Genomic DNA, 24,166 nt, shown 5'->3' with positions numbered 1-24,166 from the left:
GCCGGAATTTGCGGCTGCCTTCTTCAGGAGTAGTTATGAAAGAGAAAGGAATTGTTTGAAAACATCGCTAATTTCCCGCGCGGCCTGGAGGGTAGGCATCTCGCAAAAAATCCGCAGCAGCGGCTCCGTACCGGAAAAGCGTGCAATAATCCAGCCCTGATTTTTAAAATAAACCTTACAGCCGTCCATGTAAGATACCTTTTCGATCTCGTACGGAAATTCCGGCAGCAGCTTATCCTGAAGCAGGATTTCCGTTATTTTCTCTTTTTCTTCCTGTGAAAACCGAAAATCGCACTCCTCCATTTCGCAGCTCCCGTATTGATCGGTAATCTCATTGTATATTTCCGACAGCCTGCGGCCCGTGGCCGCGATCATTTCCACCAGCAGCGAAGCCGCGTAAATGCCGTCCTTGCCCTGAATATGTCCGCGAACGGTAAGCCCGCCGGAGGATTCTCCCCCGATAATCGCGTTTGTTTCCGCCATTTTTGAGGAAACATATTTAAATCCCACCGGAACCTCATAACAGGTTTCCCCAAAATCCTCGGCAATGCGGTCAAGCAGATGGGTGGTGGCAATGTTCCGCACCGCCGCCCCGTGCCATCCCTTGAACTTCATCAGGTAATAATAGAGCATGGCCAGAATTTTGTTCGGATGGAGGAACTCGGCCCTGTCGTTGATCACACCGAGCCTGTCCGCGTCGCCGTCGGTTGCAATTCCGATGTCGCAGTGATTTTCCTCGACATAATTCATCAGCCCGGCAAGTGTTTTGCTGTTCGGCGCGGGCAGTCTGCCCCCGAACAGCGCATCGTGCCGCTCATGGATGACGTCCACATTGCACCGCGCCGTGAGCAGAATGGTTTGCAGCGCCGTTTTACTGACCCCGTACATCGGGTCCAGTACGATTTTGAGGCCGCGGCTCCGGATCGCGTCCATGTTAATGGAACGGATGATGCTGTCAATGTATTGATTCATGGGATCGATCAGCTCGATTCTGCCGTTTCTTACCCCGTCTTCAAACGGAATCCGCCCGATCTGAGCCGGGTCGATGTCCCTCATGTACTGTTCCAGTTCCCCTGTCAGAATTTCATCGGCGTCGCGTCCGCCCTTCATGAAAACTTTGATCCCGTTATAAATGGCAGGATTATGGCTGGCGGTGACCGCCATGCCGTAAGGCAGCCCATAATACTGCACCGCAAACATAATCAGCGGAGTGGGCGATTCCCTGTCGATCAGCCGGCAGGGGATTTCCTCCCCCGCCATTACCTCCGCAGCCCATTTGGCCGCCTCTTCCGACAGGAACCTCCGGTCATACCCGATTACGAATCCATTTGCTGTTTTCTCCTGAGCTTTCAGCTTTTGGGCGATCGCGGCCGTTAACAGCTGGACGTTCGCTTTGGTAAATTCCTCGCCGATGACTGCGCGCCAGCCGCCTGTTCCAAATTTTATCATATCTTCACCGCACTTTTCTCCGTACACAAAACCGCTCTGCACGGCGAGCGCCGACTCCTTTTATCCCATCACGACATGTACCCGGTGCCGTGTTCCCGCTTTCTGCACCAGAATCCCGCCGGAAACGCTTTTTCCGTCCAGCTCCGTTGTTTTCACTCCCTTGCTGACGCCGCGCGGGTTCTCTACATGGATTTCATAGACAGCGCCGCGCCAGACGCGGGTAACGTCGAAGCCGCCCCAATCCTTTGGAATGCATGGGTCGACAATCAGACGGTCAAAATCCGGTCTGATGCCAAGAAGGTACCGGGTTGCGGCAAAATACGCCCAGCCGCCCGAGCCCGTCATGAACGGGTGCCTTGCCCGTCCGAAAGCGGTATGGTCTTTTCCCATTACAAACTGGCAGTAAACATAGGGTTCCGACTGCCGGACTTCTATTTCATCATTCTGGTTATAGGGCAGCAGGGCATTGTAAAATTTCATTGCCCGGTCGCCCCGCCCAAGGGTCGCCTCGGCGCACCATGCCCACGGATTCGGATGGCTGAAAATCGAACCGTTTTCCTTAACGCCGGGATACACCCGCGTGACAAACCCGATTTCGTCGTCGCTCTTTGTATAGGACGGCGCATTGAGCATCAATCCATATTGCGTATAGAGGTATTTGTCAACGGAATCCATCGCCGTGACCGCGCGGTCACGGTCGGCCACGCCGGAGAAAACCGCCCAGGTGTTGGACTCGATATGCACCTTGCCTTCCCGGTCGTTATGGGTCCCGATTTTCCTGCCGCCGGCGGTAATCCCGCGGATATACCACTCCCCGTCCCACAGGTGATCGTTACATGCCTTTTTCACCTTTGCAGCCATCTTTTCATATTTTTCCGCCTCCTCCATTTTTCCGATGAACCGGGACAAATGAAGAAAATGCCGGATTGCCCAGTAGTGCAGGAACGAGACCATCGCGCTTTCCCCGCCGCCTAAATTCAGGCAGTCGTTCCAGTCAGCGCGAAGCCCCTTGCAGATGCCGGTGGCGCCAACCTGTTGATCGGAAAAGTCAAGGATCCGCATCATGTGCTGATAGACCGTATCTTCCCCGCCGTCGGCGTAGGTAACCGTTTCCTCCAGGAGGGAAACTTCCCCTGTTTCCTTAATGTATTCGCTGATTGCGGCAACCAGCCACAGCGCGTCGTCCGAGCAGGCGTCCTTGATTCCGTGAATTATTTCCTCCCTGCCGGGGGTGGGAACCACCGTCGGGGATTGGAAGCTTTGCTGTTTTCCCCGGAGTTCGGGGTCGAACCACTTCGGCTGAAACAGGTGCAGCCCGTAGCCCTGCCGTGTGAGGCCGCGGCAAAGCTCGATGATGCGCTTCCTGCACTTTTCCGGATCGGAGGAGGCGATGGTCATCGCGTCCTGGGAAGTATCACGGAAGCCCAGGCCGGTTCTGCCGCCCACTTCAATAAACGAGGCAAACCGTGAAAACAGAATGTTGATTTCGGACTGATACAGGTTCCAGATGTTTAACGAGGTGTTCATTCCCTGATTTGGAGTGCTGACCTGCAGCCTGCCGAGCTTTTCCTGCCAGAAAGCCGCGAGGTCGGCAAACGCTTTGTCCACATTGACCGGATCGGAGTATTTTCTCCTCACAGGGACGGCTGCCTCCCGTTTTCCGTCCCCCAACAGAAAAGTGAGCCGCACCTCCTGCCCCGGCTGCAAAACAAGTTTCTTCTGCAGGACGGCACAGTGGTTGCCTGTTTTTTCAAAACTGTCGGAGCATTCCCCTTTTTCGACCGCGATCGGGTTGCTTTCGTCGCGGTAGGCGCCCAAAAAGCGGTCGCGCAGGCAGTCGAACCCGTCGGGTTCAAAGCTGGAGGTAAACCACTGATACCCCGATTCTTCATAATAGAGGTCATATTCAATGATGCCGTCGGCATAACTGGAGCCCGAGGCATACAGGCTCATCTGAAAATTCTGATTGTCCATATCGATCTGGTGGAACGAAAACTCAAGGTAAGAATAAACGCTGAGACGGCGCGGCCGTGTCCCGTCGTTTTTCAATGCCACATCCCACAATTCGACCGGCTCGTTCAGAGGAATAAACACCGTCTGGCAAGCGGAAATGTCCCGATAATCACAGCGGTATTTCGAGTAGGAAAGCCCATGCCTGCATTCATATTTCGCTTTGGTCAGGTCCTTCGCGACAGGCTGCCACGAAATGCTCCAATACTCGCCGGTGTCGTCGTCGCGGAGATACACATAATGGCCGGGGCGGCTGACCGGCGCATTCGGGCGGAAACGCGTAATGCGGTGGTACTGCGGAGATTGATAAAAAACATAACCGTCCGCGGTTTGGCTGAGAACAGCGCACATATCGTTTACACCGATATAATTCGTCCAGGGAACCGGTGTGTTTACGCGATCAATGACATATTCTTTCTTTTTATCATCAAAATAGCCGTACCTCATTCTCTCCAATTCTCCTTCAGTTTCTATTCTGAATCAATTATAGAGCAGATCCGAGGCTGAATAAATAACAGATATTGTACTTAATTGTATATTCTTGTGTAGCTTCACAGAGAGCGGAGCAAGCGCCCCTATGCATGCCCAATCATCCGACAAAGCATAGTAATATGAAAAGACGCCGGCTGGGCCGGCGTCTTTTCATGATTCAGTTATTCTCTAAGAAAAAGAGCGTAAAAGCAAAATTGCTTTTACGCTCCGGGTTTATTCACCGGCATTTTCTTTTCGGTGAGAAAATCCCTGACCATGTCGATTGTGGGCATCGCCGGTATCCCTCCGCGCTTTTGAACGCACAGCGAGGCGACCGCGTTGGCAAATCCGGTAAAATCCCGGAGCTGTGCTTCGCCAAGCTCACCGGGGCGAAGCCCGCTCAAAGCCAGCTTATAAAGGAAGCCGCCCCAGAATGCGTCCCCGGCGCCTGTGGTGTCAACCACCGGAACATCGGGAACGGGAACGAGCACAGACGCGCCTTTCACTGCGGCATAGGCGCCATTGCTGCCAAGCGTGACCACCGCGCAGGAAATTCCCTTTTGAAAAAGATACCCGGCGGCAGCCTCGGGAGAAGATTCACCTGTAATCAGCCCGACTTCCTCGTCGCTGATTTTTACAATGTCCGCAAAAGGAAGGACGCTCTGCATGATCCCGGCGGCTTCGTCCTCGCTTTTCCAGAGCGGCGCACGGTAATTCGGATCGTAAGAGAGGATGGCTCCCGCCTTTTTCGCGGCTTTAACCGCTTCTACTGTCGCGGAACGCGACGGCTCATCGGTCAGCGAGAGGGAGCCAAAGTGGAAGATCCTGCATCCCTCTGTCAGCTCACGCTTAACCTCGCACGCTGAAAGGCAAGTGTCCGCACCGGGCCTGCGTGCAAACGAGAATTTGCGCTCTCCTGTTTCCGACAGCTCAACAAATGCAAGCGTCGTAAACACATCCTCCGCACTGATCAGCCCGCCGGTGTCGACGCCCTTTTCTTCAAGCACCCTGCGCAGATAATCTCCGTGCATATCCTTGCCCACCTTGCCGATAAACGAAGTGCTTAAGCCTAAGTTCGAAGCGGCACAGAGTACGTTTGCGGGCGCACCGCCGGGGTTTTGCTCAAACAGACGCATCCCATTTTCGCTTCTGCCGTGGTATGTAAAGTCAATCAGCAGCTCACCCAACGCGACTAAATCGAACATTCAATCACTCCCGAAAAAATTTATACTCGAGCAGCTTCAAAATGACAGCAGTCCTTTGAAGTCTGCGGCGGTTCTGCCACAGAAGCCCGCAAGCAGCGGCCGTTGCTCCGATTCACAGTCAAATGCACGCTTTGCGTACCCGCGGATAAAACCCGGTAAATTTTCCGCCGATCTTCATGAAATACGAATCAGCAATGAAAACTTTTAACTTTATATTAGCACAAAAGGAGTGCCGATTTCAATTCTGTTTCTATTGTCCGGAACTTTCTCAGGCAGTTCAATCGCTGCGCCCAAAGCAATGTCATCTGGCAGTTGCAATTTCATATGAATGCTCAATTCAGCAAAAATTTTCGCGTCTGCGAATCGGACGGCAAAGGAATCTCCTTTGCCGTCCCTTTATAAGAGCCAGAACCTGTATTCATAGCTTGAAAGGACCCTCTTGTCGGCATTTCTCACTTACGCATACAGCTTCTCAGGATTCCTATTTCAACAGTGCCAAACGGCCGGCGTCATTCGCGAATACCTCTTTTGCATTTTCCTTTGTGACGACGAGCGGAGCGAGCTCATAGACACCGACGTCCTTTTTGCCGTTGTTCACGGTTGCAGTGGGTGCGGGCATCCCTGTGCCTGTCTGCAGCGACTTGATGATTTCCATCGTTTTGCCTACCAGAAGGTCGGTCGGCTTGGCTACGGTGGAATACTGTCTGCCAGACCAGATCCACTCAACAGACTCGTTCTCGGCGTCAAGACCCGAAACAACGGGGATCTTCTGTCCGGCCTGCTCGGATGCGGTGATGATCGCGCGGGCGATGCCATCATTGGGAGAGAGAACGCCGTCGATTTCCTTCTTCGAGTAGAAGCCGGAGAGAAGGGAATCCATACGGGCCTGAGCTTTGGAGTTATCCCAGTCCATAGTGGCACACTGGGTGAAATCGGTCTGGCCGGATACGACAACCAGCGTACCGTCGTCAATCTTGGGCTGGAGCACTTCCATGGCACCCTTAAAGAAGTTTGGAGCGTTGGGGTCGGCAGGTCCGCCGCCGAACAGCTCGATGTTGTAAGGACCCTTGCCCTTCTGGGCAGCCAGCCCGTCAAGCAGCGCCTGCCCCTGCAGTTCGCCGGTCTTGACGCTGCCAAACTGCACGACGCCGTCAATACCGGTGGTGTTCTCAATGAGACGGTCATAGCCGATGACGCTGATGCCGGCCGCCTTCGCTTCTTCCAGAACCGCTCCAAGCTGTGAGCCGTCGACAGGGCCGACGACGATCACTTTGGCGCCGTTCTGAATCATAGACTCGATCTGCTGCTGCTGCTGGGTAACCTTGTTGTCAGCGTGCTGGACGATTGCCTTAAAGCCCGCAGCTTCCAACTGGGTTCTGAACATCTCATCGGCTTCTTTCCAGTTCTGGGTGCCGAGCCAGGGCAGCGCAACGCCGATGGTTGCGTCTGCGGCAAATCCGGCACCGCCTGAGGCAGCGGGGGCTGAAGCAACAGATTCAGCCGGAGGGGCTGAGCTTGCGGCTTGCTGTGCGCAGCCGGTCAGTGCCATTGCCATGACGAGCGATGCTGCGAGAATCAGAGACAGACACTTTTTCTTTTTCATATTAACCTCCTGTTTTAAGTCCTTCGACTAATATGCAAGGCCCGGCCATCAGTCTTTCAGGAATTGCTGCTGGCAGGGTTAGCTTCCTGAGGTTTGCCTTCCTTTGTGGGAAATAATCTTCCTATGATGGATGGACGGCCCTGCTGCTTGTTGAAAACATCGAAAGCAACCGCGGCAAGCAGCACCAGGCCTTTAATAACCTGAGTGCGGTCAGCACCGACACCCATGAGCATCAGTCCGGAGTTGAGAACGGCCATTACCAGTCCGCCGACCATTGTGGCAAAAATGGTTCCGACACCACCAGAAACGGCCGCGCCGCCGATAAAGACCGACGCAATGGCGTCCATTTCCCATCCGATGCCATCCGACGGGCCGGCCGCGGTTGACCGGCCTACAAACATGATTCCAGCCAAAGCCGCAAGCAGGGACATATTCAGCATAGTGAAGAAATAGGTTTTCTGGACATTGACGCCGGACAGTGCAGCCGAAGTTTTGTTGCCTCCGACAGCGTAGACATGGCGGCCCAATCTGGTTCGCTGGGTGATGGTGTGGTAGACGATGACCAAAATTACGAGGATCAGGCCTGGGACGGGGAATGATGTGCCGGGACGCCCTGTGCCGAAAATCCATGTTAAGTAACCAAGGACGACACCGACCAGAATAATCCGGGCCACCACCGGCCAAAGCTCCTCTGTTGTCCCGGTCAGGTTTGCCGAACGCTTGCGACGGCGCAGTTGTGTAAAGGCGAAAGCGGCGATCGCGATGATCCCCAGCAGCAATGTCGAGTTATTCATTCCTGTAAAAGCAGGGCCCCAGTCGGGCAAATATCCCGAGCCGAACACTTTGAGTTCCGCCGGTGCCGGCACCGAGATGGACTTTGAAATCCAGATGACGCCGCCGCGGAAAATCATCATGCCGCCCAATGTTGTAATAAAGCCGGGAATACCGAGCCTGGAAAGCCAGAACCCCTGCCACGCTCCGGCAACGGCGCCGATTGCGAGGCTGAGAAGCACCGCGAGCCACCACGGCCATCCAAGATCCCGTGCCGAAAGAGCCATCACCATTCCCGAGAAACCGGCTACCGAGCCGACGGACAGATCGATCTGTCCGATCACAATCACCATCAGCATCCCGATTGCCAGCACCAGCACATACGCATTACCGGATATCAGGTTCTGAAAGTTGGAGGAGGTAATCATTCTCCCTCCCGAAGCAATATTAAAGATGAAGGTAAGTGCCACTAAGGCAATCACCATGCTGTACTGCCGCATTCCACCGCCAAGTACTTTTTTAAGATATCTCATAAAGCATTTCCGTCCTTTCCGGGTTGGAATCCAATTTGGAGGTATTTGTCATCATTCTCATGAGTTTTTCCTGGTTGGCCTCTTGACGGTCTAACACGCCCGTTATGCCGCCCTCAAAAACGGTGTAGATTCTATCCGATATACCAAGCAGCTCGGGCAGTTCGGAGGAAATGATGATAACCGCTTTCCCCTGATCCGCAAGCTTCTGAATCAGACGATAGATTTCGTACTTGGCGCCCACATCAATTCCGCGGGTCGGCTCGTCAAGAATCAGAACATCCGGTTCTGTGAACATCCACTTTCCCAGAACAACCTTTTGCTGGTTTCCTCCGGACAAGGTGGACACACCGCTGTTCACACTGTTCGTTTTGACGTTTAAAGAGGAGCGTTGCTGCTCGGCAACCTGAAATTCCTTATCCAGATCAAGCAGCCTTCCGCGCAAAATCGCCTTTAGGTTTGCCGAAACAGTGGTTATGCGGATGCTGTCCAACAGATTAAGTCCCAAATTCTTGCGGTCCTCGGGTACATAGGCGATACCCTGACGGATGGCGGAGGAAACCGAGGTAACGCGGACCTCCCTGCCCTTGATTTTGATAGACCCGCCGAGGTAGACACCATAGTTTCGCCCAAAGACAGACCGCATAAGCTCTGTTCTCCCCGCGCCCATAAGGCCGGCGAAGCCCACGATCTCTCCGGCTCTGACAAAGAAGCTGGAGTTCTTACAAACCAGCCGGCCCGGGATATCGGGGTCTTCCACACGCCAGTCGGACACTTCGAAAATCACCTCGCCGGGATTCGATTCATGGGCGGGAAAGCGGTTTTCAATAGAGCGCCCTACCATAGCGCGGATAATGCGGTCCTCGTCAATCTGTCCCTCTTTGACGTGGAAAGTTTCCACGGTACGGCCATCGCGGATGACCGTGACCGCGTCGGCTATCGCCGCGATCTCGTTGAGCTTGTGCGAAATCATGATACAGGTGATATCCCTGCTTTTCAGGCCCCGCATGAGATCGAACAAGTTGGCGGAGTCGGTCTCGTTGAGCGCGGAGGTCGGCTCATCGAGAATCAGCAGCCTGACGTTTTTGGAAAGCGCCTTCGCGATTTCTACCAATTGCTGCTGGCCTACGCCCAAGTGCTTAATCAAAGTGCCGGGATCAACGGTCAGTCCTACCTTCTCGAGCAGTTCTACCGTATATCGCCTTTCAGCGTCCCAGTCAATCAACCCGTGATTGACTGTCTCGTTTCCCAGAAATATGTTTTCGGTAATGGACAGCTCCGGAATCATGGTCAGCTCCTGGTGAATAATCGCGATACCGGCTCTCTCCGACTCTTTGATATCCTTGAAAGCAATTTCATTACCCATGTAGATAATCCTGCCTTCATAAGAACCGTGAGGATAAACACCGGAAAGGACTTTCATCAAGGTGGATTTTCCCGCACCATTCTCACCGCAAACTGCGTGAATGTCACCCTGGCGTACTTCAAGCGTCACATCGTCGAGTGCACGCACACCCGGAAAGAGCTTGGTAATACCCTGCATCTGCAGGATGAAGGGACGTTCCATAACTACACTCCCCCATACGCTTGCATTTTCGCAAGCAAAATTCATCTGCGGTTTTCTGCAAAATTTAACCGTTCAAGTCCCGCGAGCACCCCTTCGTGGTCGTTGTCCGCCGTCACATTCCGCACCTGCCTTTTTACCTCTGCAGGCGCGTTTCCCATCGCAAAGCAGGTACCTGTAACGAGCAGCATATCCATGTCGTTGAAATTGTCACCGAAGGATACGGTAGCTTCCATGGGAATATCATAGGCCTTGCAAAGATATTTGACCGCACCGGATTTTGAGACAGCTCCGTCCATAATTTCAAGATAGGTGTCTTTGGAACGGTAAACGGAAAGACCCGCGAAATTCTCCTTAAGTGCATTGTTGAGGTCCGCGATCGCCCCGGCTTCCCCCATACACAAAAGCTTATGTATATGCCCATTTTGTGGGATAAAGTCAGAAATCCTGCCTTCTTTGGGCACTGATGCCGTGATGCTTTGTTCCTGCAGAATCCATTTGTCATGAATATTGTCTGAAATCCAGTCATGGTGACAATAAGCGCTGCAGCAAACATGCTTCCAATTTCTTTTGACAAAATCATCAATAAGAATCGCTTTTTCACGGTCGATACCAACCGTTCTCACCGGGTCCGCGCGTTCATTGAGGATCAGTGCGCCGCTGTAGCAAACAATGGGCGCTTTTATTCCCAATTCGCGCTGCAGAGGTAAAATTCCCGAGGGCATACGCGCCGAAACAAGTATAAAAGGGATCCCGATACGATAGAGTTCCTGTATTTTTTGCCTGGTCCCCGGGGAAATACGGTTTGTTGAGTCTATGAGCGTCCCGTCAATATCGCAAAAGACCATTTTATATTGCATTGTTTCGGGAGCAGTCATTTATCTTACCCCCTTTTGCCGGCCGCCGAAAACTTACTGGGCAGTTGTAATACCTTGTCCGTTGCTGTGGCGGCTGCGCCATAAAGGGTGGGATCCACCTTGAGGTCAGATATTCTGATCCGCACCTTGGTGTGCAGCTCGGGAATAACGCGCTGCCTTACCACTTCCTGAATAACAGGCAGCAGCAAATCCCCTCCCTGAGATACGACGTCGCCAATGATAATAATGTCGGGGTTATAGGCGTTTATCAGGGTAACACAGCCGTAACCGATATATTCCGCTGTCTCCCGCACCACATCCAGCGCTTTTTGACTGCCGGCACGGGCCGCTTCAAAAAGGGCGGCGCAGGCGTCGCTGCTCTGCGGGTTTCCTCCGGGAAGGCATTCCGGCACACGCTCCTTCACTTTCTTCAATATGGCCGGAGCCGAACAATACATTTCCAGGCAGCCATAGTTCCCGCATTCACAGCGCGGGCCGTGGACGTCCACGCTAATATGCCCGGTTTCACATGCGGTGCCCTGCACCCCCAGAAAAAGGCGGCCACGTTCAATAATACCGGCACCCACGCCGTCACCTACCAAAAAATAGGCCAGCGTGTGCAGCGGTTGGGGATGCCCCCCAAATAACCATTCAGCCAACGCGCCCGCGTTTGCGTCGTGCTCTATAAAAACAGGCTTATTAAATTCTTCCTTGAATTCCTCAATAAAATTGACCGTGTGCCAGGCGGACATCTGGGTTACTACCGCTATGCGGCCTTCATCCCTCAGATAAGGCCCCGGAACGGCAAGGCCGATGGAAACTACATTTTCATATTTATCCAGCATTTCGTGAATCTGCTTTTTCATAGCGGAAAGCACCTTTCGGGGATCTTCCTCAAACGGATACTTCGTTTCGGTGTGGACGTATATTTTACCTGAAATATCGAACACGCCTACTGCGAACATCTGTCTTGCAAACTTTACCCCAATGATTTGATGCTTATCAGCGTTCAGCCTAAGCCCTATAGAACGGCGGTTGTCGCCGCTGCCCGTTATAATTCCCGCCTCGGATACAATGCCCATTTCCATCATCGACGCTACTATTTTTGTAATAGCCGCTTGGGTAAGACCCGTTTGTCTGGCAATGTCCGCCCGGGAACACACCTCTTGCTGCTGTAATATTCTTACAACAGCGGAACGATTCATTTCAGTCAAATCACTATTATTTTTGCCTATAGCACCTGTCATTTTCGTTAGCCGTCCTTTTCTCGCTTTAGGTTGTATACACGATGTTAATTCATTCACTCTGTTAATATATTAATTGATGAACATCAATATGTCAAGTATTTTTTATTAAAGTTAATAATTTTTGTATTTATATTCCAAATCATCCGCTTGTGAGGCCAATACGCCAACTTGCTGCTACAGGGAGAGCAAATCAAACAAATTGCTAAAGGGAGTAAAAAAGAAGCAGGTGGCTTGAAACCACCTGCTTCTTTTTCGCTCATAAGAGCTGTTCAACAGATTATGAATGTGCAAGAATTATGATTGTAATGCCTGATGAAAAACGGTACAATATGGATATGAGGAATTAAAAAAATCAAATATTATATAAAGGGGAAATCATTATGAACGACAGAACCGTGGTATTGAACGCCAGCCTGGTAAATTATGACGGGAACATCGACTACTCACAAATTGCATCTGAAGTGGTAATCTATGATGAAACGCCCGAAGATAAAATTTTGGAACGGGTTGACGGTTTTACAATCGTTGTAACGAAAGAAATGAAAGTCAGCGGTGACATCATCAGAAAATTTTCTGACAGTGTGAAAATGATCTGCGAAGCCGGAACGGGATACAACAATATCGATTTGGACGCAGTCCGAGAAAAAGGAATCGTATTATGCAACATTCCTGCGTATAGCAGTGAAAGGGTGGCGCATACGGCAATCCTTTTGATTTTAAATTTAGCAAGCTCCCTGCAGAAACAGATTCGTATGCTTTCGCAGGGAAATCATGATAATTTCCATAAACACTTAATGGTAGACCATGTAGAAGTAAACGGTAAAACACTGGGAGTGATCGGCTACGGTCATATTGCAGAAGAAATCATCAAAGTTGCGCAAGCACTCGGAATGAAAATTTTAGTATCTACCAGAACCCCCAGAGCGGATACAGAGAAAATTCACTTTACAACAAAGGAAGAAGTTTTTAAGCAAAGCGATTTTATTTCCCTTAACTGCCCCTTGAACGAATCAACAAGACATATGATCAATAAGGAAACATTGGCTATGATGAAACCGGCCGCATATTTGATCAATACCGCGCGAGGAGCGCTGATTGACGAAAAAGCATTGATCGACGTACTGCGGAAGCATGGAATTGCAGGTGCAGGACTGGATGTGCAGGAAGTCGAGCCATTAGATGATGCGAGCCCGCTGTATACAATGGATAATGTTATCATCACTCCGCACATGGGGTGGCGGGGATTAGAAACAAGACAACGTTTAATATCATTGATCAAAGGCAATATCAGTGCTTTTTCTAAAGGACAGCCAATTAACAGAGTGGACTAAACGGTCCTCTCCGCGGTCATGGAGACTATACTACTCAACTTCTCAAAACCTTTTCCATCGGTTTTCCTTTTGCCAGTTCATCCACCAGTTTATCTAACCAGCGTATTTTCTGCATAAGCGGGTCTTCGATTTTCTCTACGCGAACGCCGCAGACTACGCCCGTGATTTTAGAAGCGTTCGGATTGATTTGAGGGGCTTCGGTAAAGAATGTTTCGTAATTGATGTTTTTCACAATCTGCGCTTGCAGGCCGGAATCATCGTATCCCGTCAGCCAACAAATCACAGCGTCAACCTCGTATTTCGTGCGTCCTTTGCGCTCCGCCTTTTGGACAAGCAGCGGGTAGACGCTCGAAAACGCCATCTTGAACACGCGCCCGTTTGTCATAAAGTGTCACTCCCTTTTGCCTCCCGCTTTACTCGCCACCGCACGATGTCGGTAATGAGTTCATAATCGACCGGCTTGTCGAGCGGAAGCTGAATTGTCCCCTTACTGGTCTTATAACCCGCGAGCCGCTCCGCGAACTCAGCAGTAGCCTCGCCGCCGGGGTATAGCCCAATGTGCTGAACGCCGCAAAGTGGATCAGGTTCTCACCCTGCCAGAACGTCGGCATCTGCCACGAGATTTTCTCTGTGGCCTTTGGCGCGGCGGCGCGGATGGTTTCGCGGATGCTTTGCAGCAGGGGCCGCACATCTTCCGGCTGTGCGGCAATGTATTCGTCAATACTGTTCGGTTTCACGCAAAAGTGGTCTTGTTCCGTGTTTTTGAACTCACGGCCGCATTTCGGGCATTTCCACATTTTATCCACACTCCTTTTCATTGTGTCGCTGAGCACATCGGTGATGTCGGCCCTGCCGATTGCGAAAGTGCATAGCCGACAAGGACAGATTTCTGCGGGAACAGCCTGCCGAGCTGGATGCCTATGACGAATCCCTTGTCCGCCGGCTGATTGAGAAAGCCACCGTCTATGAGAATAAATTTACCGTGGAATTCAAGTCCGGCGGGACGGTAGATGCTACTTTATAAAAAAACGCACGATATTATAAAGCATATAGTTGATATTATAAAATAAATAGTTTATAATATGTTCAAATACGGATGAAAGGAAGTTGTTCTATGACAACATCAGAGCAAATTAAGGTACTATGTTTAAGGTTAGGCATAAGTGTGTCTGAGCTTGCTCGACAAATAGGGCAAACGCCACAGAATTTTAATACCAAATTAAAAAGGAACACCATATCTCAAAAAGAAATTGATTCAATTTGTAAAATATTTAATATTACACATAGGCAATTCTTCCAGCTATCAACTGGCGAAATAATTGAATAGGGGTTAATCATGACTACTCATAAGATAATCGATGGCAATAGCAACGATATGAAATGTATAGATAGCAAATCAATTGATCTAATTGTTACATCTCCCCCATATCCGATGATTGCGATGTGGGATAATCTATTTTCAGAACAAGACCAATCAATCGTAGAAGATCTGTCTAAAGGTAATGCATTCAATGCCTTTAACAAAATGCATTCAATGCTAAACAAGACTTGGGAAGAGTGTGATAGAGTTCTAATTGATAATGGTTTTGTTTGTATAAATATAGGTGACGCAACACGTACTATAAATGGGGAATTTCATTTATTTACCAACCATACTGCGATAATAAACTATTTCATTTCAAAGGGATATTCTCTTTTGCCAGATATTATTTGGCGGAAGCAATCAAATTCACCTAATAAATTCATGGGATCTGGAATGTATCCGGCTGGAGCGTATGTAACTTATGAACATGAGTATATTTTGATATTTAGAAAAGGGGGCAAAAGAATTTTTAAAGGTAAAGAAAAAGAACTTCGACAATCCAGCGCCTATTTCTGGGAAGAGAGAAACTCATGGTTTTCAGATTTATGGGAAATTAAAGGAACTTCTCAGATGATACCTTCTGCACAAAAAAACAGAGAACGCAGTGCAGCCTTTCCATTTGAAATTCCATATAGGTTGACTAATATGTACTCTGTTGAGGGCGATACTGTTCTTGACCCATTTGCAGGACTTGGCACAACTAATCTGGCATGTATGGCCTCAAATAGAAATAGCATAGGTGTAGAAATAGACCCTGAAATCGCTGCTCTTGCTTTGCAAAATATCACTGTTTCCGCTGATAGTTTAAATACTATTATTGATTCCCGCATTAAGCGTCATCTTGACTTTATTGAAACACTACCAGATGACAAGCGAGAACGCTGTTATAAAAACGGTCCTCATGGATTTTATGTTAAGACAAAGCAGGAAACCGCCATCAAAATTGATCGTGTGGCATGTGTCACTCAAAATGGCAGTGTCATTACATGCTCTTATGAATAAAAAAGCGGTCTGAAATCGCTTGATTGCTGTTTGAATAGCTGACTATTTCTTTGGAGGAAGTTTTAGAAGTAGATTTCGCTCTGCAACGATCTTTTTTTCTATTTCTTTTGAAACTACTCCATTAACCGGCATAACGATAAAAACTTTTCCACCAAAGTCACGAAGGAATTTTTTGTATCCCTTTTCTTCTGAAGAACGGGCCTTCCCCATGTAGATAGATATGCTGGCGGATTTATATGTGGAAGGCTTGACCTGAAGCCCGATTTTATAACCATTAATATCGGTCCACAGATCAACCCAATATGGGGAACCTTCTATCTCACTCGGCGCATCATAAAACGGTATTCCTGAAATTGTCAAAGAAGGAGTCATAGTAAGCCTCGCTCCTTCATGAAACCAGTAAAAACGCGGTTGATGACAACCATATGCATATAATCTATGCAATCTTGCTCGGTGATTGATTGAATCAGATTTGGGTGAAATCTATCTTCTGTGGGCAATTCAGAAGCAATATGTCCATATAATGCATGTCCAAGATTGTTGATGTGTTCCTCAGAACGTACATTTTGATAGTAATATTTCCTCCATTCTTCAAGCGAAGACGGATTACAGGTTCGAATAGAATCCGATGTTGGGCCAACATTTTTTTTGAAATTTAATTGCCATCTATTCATCGCGTAGTTCAGTATGAACTCTTTTTCTGCTTTTGGCATAATCGTCCCTCCTGCCATTATTCTTCTATTTCAATTTTCAACCCGGTTTTTGTTTTTACATAGTAAATTATCTTGACATCAATCATTTCAGAAAGGCGTCTCATGGTTTTATATGTATCTGGCTTAATAGAGTAAGGAGTTACCCCTACAAAGCCATCGATACCTTTTGATTCTTCCTCAGGGGCAGCCATTCTATATGTTTTGTTGGTTTTTTCAGCAAGAATAGCTTGCTGAACATATAATCCATTATAAGTTTTATAAATAACAAGATCACGAACCCATTTTTCCACCAGATTTCTGTCAATTAATTTTATAGCTTCTTTTAAATTCTCAATTTGCTCATGGATTTATTCGTTGCTTTTTCGATTGCGTCTGGATATTTTTTCAGATACCACTCCTCCCAATTTTCTACAGAAATATCTTCTGATGAACTCATCTTTATCCCTTTCCATCTCCTCTCGCAAGATGGTCTGCCGTTTACGCATCGTATGTTTTGAGGGCTTCTTTCAGCTTGACAAAACAGTCCACAAACCAGCGAAAGCACTCATTTTGCTCTTCAGCGGAGTAATAGTCAATGTCACGGCTATAAATAATGCGCTTCTGTACACTGGTACTCCGGCTTGAATACCAATCAAACTGGAATCCACACAGGGACTCCATATTGTCCTTTTGCTTTTCGAGCCGCTGAAACGCCTCAATGTTATATGTGTATATCAAAATGCGGGCGATGTGTCCGCGCGTAATCGTAAAAGAAATGTGGTAGTCAGGCGCATCGACCGGAACATCGTACCAATTCTGACCGGCGGGCTTTCTTGTTACGATATCCTCATGACCTGTAGATTTACAATATTCAGCGAAGCGAATCCAAAAGGCAAGTTGCTTCTCGGAAAGATCAGAACCATCGGTAAAGAACTCGGAATTATTTGCAGTGGAGACCCGCTCCGTTTTCTGTGCTACTACAGGTTCAGGAATCTCAGCCGGAATTTCGCGGCCGTCATCAAGGAAGCCAAGATGCAGAATATCCTTTTTCTGTTCGTCGCCCTCAAAAGACACACTCCACCGGCTCTCTATGAAAGATAACAGCTTTATGCCACGGTCGTAAATGTGCTGTGCATCCCAATCGGTTTCTTTGGACACTTCGATCTCCGAGTGAGATCCGTTTTCATAGCCACGGCGTCCGGGCTTCGAGTGTTTTTTATCGTTGAAGCAGTCGTTCTGCAACGAGGAGTTGATGCTCTGCGACAACGGCAGAAGATTACCCAGAGAACCGGCAAGGGCTTTCTTTTCAGCGTCGTTAAACTGCCTGAACTGATTTCGCCAATACCAAACGGTAGGTGTCTGTGGAAAAATATGCTCAATCGAAAACTTATCTTTCTCCACAGTGCTGAACAGCCGCCAATCGATTTTCTGTAAATTGTTTTGCTTTCCCAGCGAATATTCATATTCATAGAGCATATATTTCAAGTCGCGCCATGCGTAGAAACCGTCGCCCGAATTGAAGCGTCGGTTATTGCGACCGATAAAGTTGAGCAAAGCCGCGTGGTTATCCTCATCGGCACGGGCGTTTATTTCGTCTGTCACCGACTTGAGCGTGATTTCACCGTCATATATGCTTTTAGCTTTGCGGCTGTAAACGCTGCTCATGTAGCTGGACTGGAAAGATGCCAAGCGGAAGCACAGGAAAATAAAGCGTTCCACTGCGGCAAAGAACGCTATCCTGTCCTCGGCGGTAACTTTGGCATTTGGCATAATTGCCGCCGTAACAAGCGGCCGGAAGTAACCAATGCCTATCCGGTTCAGTCTGCCTATCCAAGTTTTCTCATCGGGAGTCAGCGTATCGCTCTCTTCAGGAAAGAATGTGTAATACCAATATTCGGCGGTTTCTTTCAGGCTGTTGACATACTTGCTGATTTCAGAAGGCTGCAGTTTCGATCTTACGACGGTCTCCTGCTCGTCATCGTTTGCCTCGTCTTCATCGTCAAAGGCGTCGTCATCCGCCGTCGGCAGATCTGGCTCATCCGTTGACTGAAGGGCTTCCTTTTCAAAAATATTCTTTGCCGAGTATTTGGATAGCAAAAATTTTATGTAGTCGTCGCCTTTTTTACGGGAGTAAGTGAAGTACATGATCCAGTGGTGCCGGAGAAACTCATCGTCCGACAATGGTGCTGCCTGATTTCGGCCAAGCTGATAATAAACCTCTTTCCACGCTTCGTTTATATCCTTACGCAGTTCTTCTTTGTCGCAGCTATCCAGCTGGGCATCATCAAAAAGCGTCGTCAGGTATATCAGACGGTTTTTCAACAGTTCAAGATTTGTGAGGCGCTTACCGCGATTGTTCATTGTTTCAAATGCAACGAACACATCGTAGTCGTCTTCTATCTCATGCAAATTAAACATGAGGTGGAGTGTCAGTTTACGATACAGGCACTCGATACCGGCAATGCCTTCGCTCTGATATAGCGAGGCGATGTTCTCGGCAAAGAAGTCCTTTGCAAATTTCAGGTTTTTCGTGTAATACGTTTCAAATACGGTTCCGCCAAACGGCTCCTCAAATATCTTATATTTCAAATAATCAGCGCTGGGATTGTCGGTCTCATAGCCAAAGAGATATGTTGTAATGAGGTTTTGAGGCGGTCGTTTCCGCATAATGTATTTGGCTTTGATGTCGCGGAGCGATTCAAAGCCGATAAAAATATCCTCATCGGATTTTCCGTCGTTTTCCGGCAGACCGCGAACAAAGGAAACAAGCTCGAACATAAGTATGGAAAAGGTCGTCAAACGCTGCTGCCCATCGACCACATGAAAAGGCTTATAGCCGCTGTCGAGCAGCCATTCGTCGCTCTGCCATGTCTTTACATCTTTTCTCGACAACGGCTTCAGCGAGAGCAGCCCCGTGTAATGATATCTGTCCTCTTGCAGATTCATAAGGTCATCCCAGAAATCAGCAAGCTGCTCACGCTTCCATGCGTAACCGCGCTGATAGTCAGGGATTCTGAAAAGCCTGTTCTGAAACAGGACAGATAATGAATGCAATTCGTTAGCCATGTTCGTGGTTTCCTTTCAGCGCATGATTGCGGCCTGTAATGCTTGTGCTGCCTCAAGTAACAAGCATATGTTTATGTGGTTATCCCTTTATGCCCGCAAACAGCTTCTCAATGTAATCGCTGTCGTCCATAAATAACACATGGTTTGTGTTCCACTCTTCGGCGGTTGCACTCTTATCCGACAGATCCGAATATTTCGTCGGAGAAAGAATAAACGAAGTTAATGACACAGACGACACCGTCAGCGAACTCTCGATGTCTGTTTTTAAGTGATTATACAATCCAACCTTGCTGGAGGATATTCCTTCTCTGGCCATACCGTGCGGGTCAATGAACGTGATAAATTGTTTGCCTCCGTCAATCAACCATAGAATGAAATCGGGATAAAATCCCGCATCATCGAAAAATCCAATACCTTTTTTGCTGCGGTTGCGAATGAGATAGATTTCTTTATTCGCAAAATCCGCAGTATGAACGTTAATGTATTGCTGAAGCGCTTTTACGAATTTCGACTCGGATTCGTTTAGTGCAACAGGAGAAATGCCAATTCCCACATTGCCGTCCGCCAAATATAAAAGCGGATTATAAAGATGCGCCGGTATGCTGATGACCTCCATGTCGCCTTGACGAGGATTTGCAAAATTGGGCATCCGTTTTTCTTTTTTCGCTTTTTCAACTTCCTCGATGACCTTGCGAATCCACAATATTGCAGTCTCATTTTCGGCCGTTTCATCTATACTGATGCTGTATTCGTCTTTTTCTTCATTCAAGAAGTTCTCGTTGTCGTCGTCCATTGGCACAAGGTCATATCCAACGACCTGCGATTCCCAACGATTTTGCTCGGCATAGTAAAACCTGTCGAAATACTTTGCAAGAAGGGTTACTGCAAGTTTATCAAATCGCTTGTAATCCTCAAAGCTTCGCACGATAAGTTCGTCTTCGGGGATGAGTAACCTGTACCACTGGTTGTTTTGAAGAAGCGTTCTCACATCTTGACGTGTGATGTTGACATTATACCGAGCTTTTTCCCTTTTATATCTTTGCAATTCAGAGTAAATCGCTTCATAGTCTAAAAAGGCAAAATGCTCCGGGTGAAGTACGGCCACATTTTTCGTAACCTCTCCGGTGCTCCGCTTTTGCGAGGATTCAAACTGAACTTTGGAATAACAGTCAAGCGTGATAACGGGCAAACCTGCTTCAAAGTGCAAGAACGGCTTTGCTGCAGACTTCTTGAAATCCGCATTGCCTTTTACGCGCAGAGAATAAAGCCCGCTTTTTTTATATGCCTTGTTCCTTATTACTGGCATTTTAAGAACAAGCGGCTGACCTTTTTCACTGGGGACACCCTCGTTTTCGAGGAATTCCTTAAACTGCTTCATGTAATCTGCGCGGACGCCGTATATGTTGAGAGTTTCCAAAATGCCGATGTGCTTCGGTACTGCGGTTTCTGGGAAATCCTTTTTATAGAAGCTGCTCCGCTTGAGCGATATTTTGCAGCCTTTCAAACGAACACCACGCCCGAACAGCTGGATGATTTCACTTCCTTCGCTGCGCCCGACATTCATAAGACCCATTGTAGACACACGCCAGCAGTTCCAGCCCTCGGTAAATTTCTTTGAACCGATGAGCAGATTGATGGTCGAATTAGGCTTTGTGATACCCTGGAACAACGAATCAGAAAAATCGATGGAGTCTGTATCGAAGCCATTATCCGCGCACAAGTTAAGAAGCGCCGAATCGTCGCCGACGTTGATAACGCCGAACGGCTCGTTTTCACCGAGGCGCAGACGGATTTCGCCGCTGATGCCACGGAGGTTTTCAATATGAAAGATACTGCCGGGAGAGCCGCAATTAAACACGGTTTTCAAAATATCCGCGTACATAGCCGCCGGTGCCATCCCGACCGCCGTCAGATACGGAAAGCTGTTTCTGAAAATGTCCCTGTTCCTGCTGTCGAGCAAACCTGTGTTGCCGGAAATAATGCGTTCAATATTCGCTGTGGAAACCGCTGTGTTCGCAACGAAGTCCCGGAAGAACAAGAGAATATCCACCACATCGGAAACCTTGCGTCCGCGCTCGGTGCGCACAGCATTGACGCTCGCGCCGACGAAGACAAACAGCGGGTTTTCTATATTGAACGGAACATATTCACTTTCTTGTGCAAGATAAAGCTTCTTCTGCTGGTAATATGACATAAGGCAAGCAGTCAGATATATATTGCGCTTCATCTCGTCGCTGTCATCCGGCAGGTTGATGATGTTGTAATCCTTGCCGTAGCCATCGCCGTAGAAATATTTGTAGGAGTAATCGAAGATAATGCACTTGGCGTACCGCTCCGACAATGATTTATCATTGGACGATGCAATCGCCTGGCCGAAGGTCGCCGAATACTCAAAGGAAAAACCGTCGGAACATTGATATGCTACCCCCAGATAGGACAGTGAAATAAAAAAGCACTGTTCTTCAGTCTGGGGGTAAAATTATGCCGAATAGGAAGAAGACAACAGCCGAAGAAAAGATCCGTATTGTAGAATTGTATTTGTCAGGCAAAATTGGATACAGCGAAGCAGGAAAACAGGCGGGAGTAGATTGCAAGACGATTGCGCGTTGGGTCAGTCGGTACAAGACGGAAGGGCCTGCGGGGTTTCTGACCCACGGACACGACCGGGCATACGGCAAGGAAACGAAACTATCGGCAGTTTTGGATTATCTTGCTGGGAAAGGTTCTCTTCAGGAAATCTGCGAAAAGTACGGAATCCGTGATACCCGGCAGCTCAGGGATTGGCTGAGGGTATATAATTGTCATGAAGACTTCAGGATACATACGGGAGGGAGTCGCATGACGAAGGGCCGGGATACAACCGCGAAAGAACGGATGGAGATCGTAAAAGCGTGTATCGTCAACGGGAATGATTACGGCGGTACAGCGCTTAAGTATCGAGTTTCTTACCAGCAGGTTTACACCTGGACGAGGAAATACCGAAATATGGGCAGGGCGGGGCTGGAGGACCGGCGGGGACACCGGGCCGGGACGCTTCCGAGCCGGACGCCGGAAGAAGAACTCAGAGACAAGGTTGCTCAGCTTGAACGGAAAAACTATGATCTGGAAATGGAGAACGCTCTGTTAAAAAAAGTGAAGGAATTGGAGAGGAGGCGACGTTGAGCTTCATCAGGCATCCGGCGGCTTACGGCGCGGTAAGCACGCTGTCTGCGGAACGGGTATTCCCTGTTTGGAAACTCTGCGGCTTTCTGCACATCACGCGCTCGGCGTATTACAGATGGCTGAAGCACCCGAAAAGCAGCCGCGAGTTGGAAAACGAACTCATCGCAGGCGAGGTCGAGAAAATCCATAGCCTGCATACGGATATGGGATACCGCAGAATACGGGATGAGTTGGACAGGCATCATGGCATTCATGTCAACGACAAGCGAGTACTCCGCATCGACCGTGCACTTCATATTCAGTCCAGCGTCAAATACCGTCGGCACGGGTGCACAAAAAGTGCGGCATCGCCGGAATACATTGCCAAAAACTATTTGAACCGCAAATTTTATGCGGACGCTCCGAACCGAAAATGGTTGACCGATGTAACGGAATTCAAGTATTTCATCGGCCCGGAAATCCGCAAGGTTTATCTGAGCGCTATTCTGGACTTGTACGACCGGCGCATCGTTGCCTATGCCGTAGGCGATCATAATGACAACAGGTTGGTATTCAATACGCTGGATGCTGCCGTGGCCGCTAATCCGGACGCACACCCGCTATTTCACAGTGACCGGGGGTACCAGTATACCAGCCGTTCTTTTCACTCGAAATTGCATGCCGCCAAGATGAAGCAAAGCATGTCCAGAGTGGCGCACTGTATTGACAATGGGCCGATGGAAGGCTTTTGGGGTATCCTCAAACGGGAAATGTACTATGGACGCAAATTCACCGACCGGAAACAGATCACGCAAGCCATTTCAGAGTATATTTACTTTTACAACTACCGGCGACTGCAGCGCCGATTGTCTGTTATGACACCCATGGAGTTCCATGCACAGTACGCAAAAGCTGCGTAAAAATTGCTGCCCGCCGGTTCCGGCGGACAGCAGTCCTAAAAATCTTTTTATTTTTTCATTGTCCTCTTGACGGGGTGCACACCACATAACTCGTCGCGGTATTTCTGCCATTTGCCATCCTTGCCGGAGGATGAGCCGCGATGCCCTTCATCTACAAATACGACATTCCGGCTGCCAAAGCGCTTAACGGATACGACTGTGTCCTGGTCTTTGTCGCCCAGTTTCGTATTCTCAAGCACACTGATTTCATTGGCACTTTGCGTCCAGCGGCTGGTAGCTTTATCATAAATTCTTGCGGTAATGCCCGAATCAGCATAATCCTCGATATGCTGAAGAGAAAGCCCTTCTTTCGGCGTCAGCAAAATGTATGTGGCGTCATCCGGCAGTTTCCCACCGGAGTAGTGCATATACTGATAATAATTGACATGCATGATGAGCGTCTTGCCGCTGCCTGTGGCATTCCATATGGCGATTTTATTGAGGTCTTTTGTCTCATATGGCTTATAGCTGTCATTGGGAAATTGCGCGTTAAAATTGGCAATATAGGCATTCAACCTGTCAATCAAACCCTGGCGGTCGTTGAAATACTCATCGAGATAGTATTCGACAAACAGCAGTGAAAGGTACTGGAAGTATTTCAGCACCATCGGCTCGGTACGCTTATCGTTGATCTTCCGCATATGGGAAACGATATTCAGGTCATAGCGCGCGAGCGCTTCCTCGCTTATCATACATTTGCCGCCGAACTGTGCTGTCAGTTGCTTATAAAACCCCGTGACGCCCTCGCCGTCGATTTCTTCCAGCGACGGCCTTTTCATATTCGCAGAAAGCTCGCGCAAATCGGAAACACCGAATTGCGCCAGCAGATAGCGGTTTAATATGAGCTTTTGATAGAATTTCAGCTGCGGCGCATTAGCCGTCGTTCTTCGTGCCATTGTGTCGCC

General features: G+C 48.8%; 20 protein-coding genes and 2 pseudogenes. 6 read left to right on the top strand and 16 right to left on the bottom strand.

The genetic code is table 11. The annotated features are described in order from the left end of the window. Positions 1 to 33: 33 nt before the first annotated feature. The 8 genes from VXK30_RS02345 to VXK30_RS02310 all read right to left on the bottom strand — a co-directional run bounded on the left by VXK30_RS02345 (position 34) and on the right by VXK30_RS02310 (position 11,764). Entirely contained in the window at positions 34 to 1,449 is a 1,416-nt protein-coding gene (locus tag VXK30_RS02345) for a phosphoglucomutase/phosphomannomutase family protein (protein WP_275717054.1), read from the bottom strand. A gap of 60 nt (positions 1,450 to 1,509) precedes the next feature. Then, complete coding sequence (locus tag VXK30_RS02340; RefSeq protein WP_275717055.1) at positions 1,510 to 3,906, bottom strand: GH36-type glycosyl hydrolase domain-containing protein; 2,397 nt, start codon at positions 3,904 to 3,906, stop codon at positions 1,510 to 1,512. Positions 3,907 to 4,151: 245 nt separating this feature from the next. Continuing rightward, entirely contained in the window at positions 4,152 to 5,135 is a 984-nt protein-coding gene (locus VXK30_RS02335) for a carbohydrate kinase family protein (RefSeq protein ID WP_275717057.1), read from the bottom strand. Positions 5,136 to 5,616: 481 nt separating this feature from the next. Continuing rightward, positions 5,617 to 6,684 carry a substrate-binding domain-containing protein gene (locus tag VXK30_RS02330; RefSeq protein WP_329494535.1) on the bottom strand — a complete coding sequence of 356 codons (1,068 nt, stop codon included), beginning with the start codon at positions 6,682 to 6,684 and terminating at the stop codon, positions 5,617 to 5,619. Positions 6,685 to 6,794: 110 nt separating this feature from the next. Next, the gene (locus tag VXK30_RS02325) at positions 6,795 to 8,042 is read right to left on the bottom strand and encodes a sugar ABC transporter permease (RefSeq protein WP_275717060.1); all 1,248 of its coding nucleotides are present in this window, start codon (positions 8,040 to 8,042) and stop codon (positions 6,795 to 6,797) included. Beyond that, positions 8,029 to 9,606, bottom strand: a complete 1,578-nt coding sequence (locus VXK30_RS02320) for a sugar ABC transporter ATP-binding protein (RefSeq protein WP_275717062.1) — start codon at positions 9,604 to 9,606, stop codon at positions 8,029 to 8,031. The genes VXK30_RS02325 and VXK30_RS02320 overlap by 14 nt, the downstream gene beginning before the upstream one ends. A gap of 41 nt (positions 9,607 to 9,647) precedes the next feature. Beyond that, complete coding sequence (locus VXK30_RS02315) at positions 9,648 to 10,451, bottom strand: Cof-type HAD-IIB family hydrolase (RefSeq protein WP_275717091.1); 804 nt, start codon at positions 10,449 to 10,451, stop codon at positions 9,648 to 9,650. Between the two features lie 35 nt (positions 10,452 to 10,486). Continuing rightward, on the bottom strand, positions 10,487 to 11,764 hold the full coding sequence (locus tag VXK30_RS02310; RefSeq protein WP_275717064.1) for an ROK family transcriptional regulator: 1,278 nt from the start codon (positions 11,762 to 11,764) through the stop codon (positions 10,487 to 10,489). A 323-nt stretch (positions 11,765 to 12,087) separates the two neighbouring features. Here VXK30_RS02310 and VXK30_RS02305 point away from each other — a divergent pair, with 323 nt between their 5' ends. Beyond that, complete coding sequence (locus VXK30_RS02305; protein ID WP_275717066.1) at positions 12,088 to 13,038, top strand: 2-hydroxyacid dehydrogenase; 951 nt, start codon at positions 12,088 to 12,090, stop codon at positions 13,036 to 13,038. A 34-nt stretch (positions 13,039 to 13,072) separates the two neighbouring features. On the opposite strand, the gene VXK30_RS02300 is transcribed toward VXK30_RS02305, so the two are convergent. After that, positions 13,073 to 13,423, bottom strand: a complete 351-nt coding sequence (locus VXK30_RS02300; RefSeq protein WP_275717068.1) for a DUF2200 domain-containing protein — start codon at positions 13,421 to 13,423, stop codon at positions 13,073 to 13,075. Beyond that, a pseudogene (locus tag VXK30_RS02295) lies at positions 13,420 to 13,835 on the bottom strand (iron chaperone). Before VXK30_RS02295 ends, VXK30_RS02300 begins: the two are co-directional and overlap by 4 nt. A gap of 59 nt (positions 13,836 to 13,894) precedes the next feature. Between VXK30_RS02295 and VXK30_RS02290 the strand changes: the two are divergent. From VXK30_RS02290 to VXK30_RS02280, 3 genes are all read left to right on the top strand, one after another. Further along, positions 13,895 to 14,062: a hypothetical protein gene (locus VXK30_RS02290; RefSeq protein WP_275717070.1), complete on the top strand. Its 168-nt coding sequence runs from the start codon at positions 13,895 to 13,897 to the stop codon at positions 14,060 to 14,062. A gap of 72 nt (positions 14,063 to 14,134) precedes the next feature. After that, positions 14,135 to 14,365 (top strand): helix-turn-helix domain-containing protein, encoded by a 231-nt coding sequence (locus tag VXK30_RS02285; protein ID WP_329494022.1) that lies wholly within the window; start codon positions 14,135 to 14,137, stop codon positions 14,363 to 14,365. Between the two features lie 9 nt (positions 14,366 to 14,374). Beyond that, the gene (locus tag VXK30_RS02280) at positions 14,375 to 15,403 is read left to right on the top strand and encodes a DNA-methyltransferase (RefSeq protein ID WP_275717074.1); all 1,029 of its coding nucleotides are present in this window, start codon (positions 14,375 to 14,377) and stop codon (positions 15,401 to 15,403) included. Positions 15,404 to 15,445: 42 nt separating this feature from the next. Here the strand turns inward: VXK30_RS02280 and VXK30_RS02275 are convergent, their stop codons facing one another. The 5 genes and pseudogenes from VXK30_RS02275 to VXK30_RS02255 form a co-directional block, all read right to left on the bottom strand. Continuing rightward, positions 15,446 to 15,775: a hypothetical protein gene (locus VXK30_RS02275; protein ID WP_275717076.1), complete on the bottom strand. Its 330-nt coding sequence runs from the start codon at positions 15,773 to 15,775 to the stop codon at positions 15,446 to 15,448. Next, positions 15,772 to 16,116: an MjaI family restriction endonuclease gene (locus VXK30_RS02270; RefSeq protein WP_275717078.1), complete on the bottom strand. Its 345-nt coding sequence runs from the start codon at positions 16,114 to 16,116 to the stop codon at positions 15,772 to 15,774. The genes VXK30_RS02275 and VXK30_RS02270 overlap by 4 nt, the downstream gene beginning before the upstream one ends. Before the next feature lie 17 nt (positions 16,117 to 16,133). Beyond that, positions 16,134 to 16,552: pseudogene (locus VXK30_RS02265) on the bottom strand (MjaI family restriction endonuclease). A gap of 41 nt (positions 16,553 to 16,593) precedes the next feature. Next, positions 16,594 to 19,161: a DUF4268 domain-containing protein gene (locus tag VXK30_RS02260; protein WP_275717080.1), complete on the bottom strand. Its 2,568-nt coding sequence runs from the start codon at positions 19,159 to 19,161 to the stop codon at positions 16,594 to 16,596. A 79-nt stretch (positions 19,162 to 19,240) separates the two neighbouring features. Further along, positions 19,241 to 21,502, bottom strand: a complete 2,262-nt coding sequence (locus VXK30_RS02255) for a hypothetical protein (RefSeq protein WP_329494019.1) — start codon at positions 21,500 to 21,502, stop codon at positions 19,241 to 19,243. A 140-nt stretch (positions 21,503 to 21,642) separates the two neighbouring features. On the opposite strand from VXK30_RS02255, the gene VXK30_RS02250 reads away from it, so the two are divergent. Beyond that, positions 21,643 to 22,323 (top strand): helix-turn-helix domain-containing protein, encoded by a 681-nt coding sequence (locus VXK30_RS02250; protein ID WP_329493119.1) that lies wholly within the window; start codon positions 21,643 to 21,645, stop codon positions 22,321 to 22,323. Continuing rightward, positions 22,320 to 23,222 (top strand): IS3 family transposase, encoded by a 903-nt coding sequence (locus tag VXK30_RS02245; protein ID WP_329493117.1) that lies wholly within the window; start codon positions 22,320 to 22,322, stop codon positions 23,220 to 23,222. Before VXK30_RS02250 ends, VXK30_RS02245 begins: the two co-directional genes overlap by 4 nt. Before the next feature lie 47 nt (positions 23,223 to 23,269). Here VXK30_RS02245 and VXK30_RS02240 read toward each other — a convergent pair whose 3' ends face one another. Beyond that, positions 23,270 to 24,157, bottom strand: a complete 888-nt coding sequence (locus VXK30_RS02240; RefSeq protein ID WP_329494018.1) for a DEAD/DEAH box helicase family protein — start codon at positions 24,155 to 24,157, stop codon at positions 23,270 to 23,272. Positions 24,158 to 24,166 lie beyond the last annotated feature (9 nt).

Source organism: Caproiciproducens sp. CPB-2, assembly GCF_036287215.1.
Lineage (GTDB): Bacteria > Bacillota > Clostridia > Oscillospirales > Acutalibacteraceae > Caproiciproducens.
This window is presented reverse-complemented; position numbering and strand designations above follow the sequence as displayed.

Coding starts and splice junctions, on each gene's coding strand:
- VXK30_RS02335 (WP_275717057.1), bottom strand. CDS start 5,135: ATGTTCGATTTAGTCGCGTTGGGTGAGCTGCTGATTGACTTTACATAC.
- VXK30_RS02270 (WP_275717078.1), bottom strand. CDS start 16,116: ATGCCAAAAGCAGAAAAAGAGTTCATACTGAACTACGCGATGAATAGA.
- VXK30_RS02320 (WP_275717062.1), bottom strand. CDS start 9,606: ATGGAACGTCCCTTCATCCTGCAGATGCAGGGTATTACCAAGCTCTTT.
- VXK30_RS02250 (WP_329493119.1), top strand. CDS start 21,643: ATGCCGAATAGGAAGAAGACAACAGCCGAAGAAAAGATCCGTATTGTA.
- VXK30_RS02345 (WP_275717054.1), bottom strand. CDS start 1,449: ATGATAAAATTTGGAACAGGCGGCTGGCGCGCAGTCATCGGCGAGGAA.
- VXK30_RS02300 (WP_275717068.1), bottom strand. CDS start 13,423: ATGACAAACGGGCGCGTGTTCAAGATGGCGTTTTCGAGCGTCTACCCG.
- VXK30_RS02305 (WP_275717066.1), top strand. CDS start 12,088: ATGAACGACAGAACCGTGGTATTGAACGCCAGCCTGGTAAATTATGAC.
- VXK30_RS02260 (WP_275717080.1), bottom strand. CDS start 19,161: ATGGCTAACGAATTGCATTCATTATCTGTCCTGTTTCAGAACAGGCTT.
- VXK30_RS02325 (WP_275717060.1), bottom strand. CDS start 8,042: ATGAGATATCTTAAAAAAGTACTTGGCGGTGGAATGCGGCAGTACAGC.
- VXK30_RS02285 (WP_329494022.1), top strand. CDS start 14,135: ATGAAAGGAAGTTGTTCTATGACAACATCAGAGCAAATTAAGGTACTA.
- VXK30_RS02240 (WP_329494018.1), bottom strand. CDS start 24,157: ATGGCACGAAGAACGACGGCTAATGCGCCGCAGCTGAAATTCTATCAA.
- VXK30_RS02315 (WP_275717091.1), bottom strand. CDS start 10,451: ATGGTCTTTTGCGATATTGACGGGACGCTCATAGACTCAACAAACCGT.
- VXK30_RS02330 (WP_329494535.1), bottom strand. CDS start 6,684: ATGGCACTGACCGGCTGCGCACAGCAAGCCGCAAGCTCAGCCCCTCCG.
- VXK30_RS02280 (WP_275717074.1), top strand. CDS start 14,375: ATGACTACTCATAAGATAATCGATGGCAATAGCAACGATATGAAATGT.
- VXK30_RS02340 (WP_275717055.1), bottom strand. CDS start 3,906: ATGAGGTACGGCTATTTTGATGATAAAAAGAAAGAATATGTCATTGAT.
- VXK30_RS02275 (WP_275717076.1), bottom strand. CDS start 15,775: ATGACTCCTTCTTTGACAATTTCAGGAATACCGTTTTATGATGCGCCG.